This is a genomic window from Stieleria sp., assembly GCF_041595215.1.
Taxonomy (GTDB): Bacteria; Planctomycetota; Planctomycetia; order Pirellulales; family Pirellulaceae; genus Stieleria; species Stieleria magnilauensis.
On sequence record NZ_JBFHKV010001014.1, the window covers coordinates 1 to 3,136 of the forward strand.

Annotated in this window: 2 protein-coding genes; one reads left to right on the forward strand and one right to left on the reverse strand. The window is 59.6% G+C overall.

The genetic code is table 11. From position 1 onward, the window contains the following. The coding region (gene lepA, locus ABX749_RS27440; protein WP_372898836.1) for a translation elongation factor 4 at window positions 1-1,212 on the forward strand (1,212 nt) is incomplete at its 5' end. 107 nt (window positions 1,213-1,319) lie between these two features. Here the strand turns inward: lepA and ABX749_RS27445 are convergent. Next, on the reverse strand, window positions 1,320-2,795 hold the full coding sequence (locus tag ABX749_RS27445; protein ID WP_372898837.1) for an O-antigen ligase family protein: 1,476 nt from the start codon (window positions 2,793-2,795) through the stop codon (window positions 1,320-1,322). Window positions 2,796-3,136 lie beyond the last annotated feature (341 nt).

Genomic DNA, 3,136 nt, shown 5'->3' on the forward strand with positions numbered 1-3,136 from the left:
GATTCCAACTACGACGACTACCGCGGCGCGATCACTTACGTTCGCGTGATGCAGGGACCGGTACGCAAGGGACAGAAGATCAAATTTCTCCGCGCCGGAACGGCTCATGAAGTCGTCGAATTGGGCCAGTTCGCGCCCCAGCGTGTCGCACGCGACGAATTGGTGGCCGGCCAAGTCGGCTATCTGATTTGCAACATCAAAAGCATCGGGGACGTGCACATCGGGGACACCGTCAGCATCGCCGGCGACAACCCCGCCCCGGCACTGCCGGGCTACGCGCGTCCCAAACGGATGGTTTACTGCGGGCTATTCCCCAGCGACGGACAGAACTTCAGTGACCTCCGCGACGCCTTGGAGCGGTTGGCGGTCAATGATCCCAGTTTCGAATTCGAGCCCGAGACCAGTGACGCGCTGGGGTTCGGATTCCGCTGCGGATTCCTGGGGCTGTTGCACATGGAGATCATCCAGCAACGGTTGGAGAACGAATCGGACATCGACCTGGTGCAAACCGCGCCCAATGTCACCTACGAGATCGTCAACAAGCGTGGCGAGACGAAGACGGTGCACAAACCGCAAGACGTCCCGGATCCGGGCGACATCGAAGAGTTTCGTCAGCCCATCGTGCGCTGCAACATCATCGTCCCGACCGACTTCATCGGTGCGGTGATGAAACTGTGCCAAGAACGACGCGGCATTCAGAAGTCTCAAGAATACCTGGGTGCCCAGCGGGCGATGTTGACCTACGACATCCCGTTGGCCGAAGTCGTCTATGACCTGCACGACAAGATCAAAAGCTGCACCCGCGGCTACGGAACGTTGGACTACGAGATGGTCGGTTACGAAGCCGCCGATTTGTGCCGCTTGGACTTTTTGGTCAACGGCAACCGGGTCGACGCGTTAAGCATCGTTTGCAACCGGGCCGATGCCGACCGACGTGGACGCGCGGTCGCCAAGAAGCTGAAAAGCGAAATCGACCGGCACATGTTCGAAGTCGCGGTCCAAGCCGCCGTCGGCAGTCGCGTCATCGCCCGAGAAACCGTGCCGGCGATGCGAAAGAACGTGACGGCCAAATGCTACGGCGGTGACATCACGCGGAAACGCAAGCTGTTGCAGAAACAGAAAGAAGGCAAGAAACGCATGAAGGCGGTCGGCAACGTCGAGATCAGCCAAAAAGCGTTCATGGCCGTGCTGAGCGAAGCCGAGGGAGGTTGATTCGCGGTCGCTTTTCGGCGGATCGGGTAAGAAGATTTCGGGGGTAGGAAAATTGTGAAAAACACCCTCCATTGAACAAAGCGAATCTTCCTGCCTCCAAAATTTTCCTACCTCCCCACCCAGCCGCGGTGTCCAATTGCGTCGGTGGGAGCCAGTGCCCGCTTTGCCTCCGCTTCGTCTTTGACGAAACCGTTTTCGTAGACCGCCACGACCACGCCGCCGATTCCCAGCAAGAAGACCTGCACCATCGGGATGATGGTCATGTTGTGGAACATGGCGTTGGGAAAGTAGCAGGCCAGAATCCCGACCGTCAGGAGTCCGACCCGCCGCCGGTCCAGTGGCAAGGAGCCATCGGTGGCCATCCGCCATCCATAGCCGGCCAGCGTCACGATCACCACCAGGAACAGCCCCAATCCGATCAGTCCCGAATCGACCAGGAACGCCAGAAAGACATTGTGATGGCTGTAGGATCGAACGCGCTCCAACGGCAGACCATAATCCCGAATCGTGTGGTACGCATCGTGACGTTGGAAGTACTGTCCGTATCCGTGACCCGTCAGAGGTTTGTCTTTAAACATCTCCCACGCGACGGTCGCCAAAAGGGGGCGAAGCTCGATCGACTTGGCGGCATCGGCGGCCGAGAGTGCTTTGTCGCGTTTGAATGCCATCAGTTGTTCTTTCAAACCCATCGCCATCGCGCCGGCCAATAGCACGGTGGCGGCCAATCCGATCACTCGCACCCAGCGAGGACTGTGGACCAATCCGACAATGGCCACCGCGCCGGCGACCCCCAACCAGCAACTGCGTGTCAGCGTCGCGTACCCGCCGACCAACAGGACCACACCGATCGCGGCGTAGATCGCTTTGGTCCGTCGGTCGCTACCGATGAAGCAGGCGGCGACCGCGGCCATGGCGACGCCGATGATGAATCCATTGCCCGCCGGGTTTAACAACGGTCCTCGACCGCGACCGAGAAACATCCAGACTTCCGGATTGAGGATGTGTTTGGGAAACACAAACGCGTGCCACCCTTTGACTTCACAAACCGCGGTGAAGGAAAGATAGACCCCCAATCCGATCAGCGCGTGCAGCAACCACCACAAGTCGCTTCGGCGGAACGGCGTGACCCGCGCGACGCAGTAAACGGCGATCGGCATGAAGATATAAAACAGCCAGCGGGCGGTCGGATCGACCAGCGTCTCGCTCAGGTCACCACCGCGGCTACGCTGGAACAGGTAAACGACGAACACCAGCAAGCAGACATCGACACGATTGACCGGCGACAGTTTCAGTTTGCCGAGTCGCCACTGGACGGCGGCCAAACCGATCAGGAACGCCCACAGCATGCGGTCCAAGCTGATCTGGATCGGCCCGTCGAAGGCCAGGAAGGGAGGTCCGAACACGGTCCCGGTCAACAACAGCAGCGTCAGCATGCTGGCCAGACGCCCGTCTTTGATGAGCGGGACCAGCCAGACGACGACGGCGAGTGCGAACAGGAGAGCCAGTAAGTTCATCGAAAACACGAAGGATGCGGGCGTTTGTCGCTCGGCGGTGATCGCCGAGAGTTTGTTCGGTGCAAACAAGTGACAACGGGTTCCCAACCATAGGTGCCAGATGCATCTCGCCCGGCGGAAATTCGAACGCAATCCCATGCGGCCGAGGGTGTCCCAGAGCGTTTCGCCGGCGCATCGGGAACAACCGCTACCAAGTCACCCCGGTCGGCAAACCAAACCGTGAATCGCCAGCGCACGAGCATGAGTGTTGGTGTGCAGGCTTCAGCCGCCCCTTTTCGCTGCTCCGCAGCGAAAAGGAATCGCCTCAAGGCTCGTGCTCCGTCAACTTGTAGAGTTAGGGTGCCGCGGAAAAGGGAGCAGGCTGAAACTTGCGGAGCGATGAAATGCCCACTGAACCCACGGATATCAGC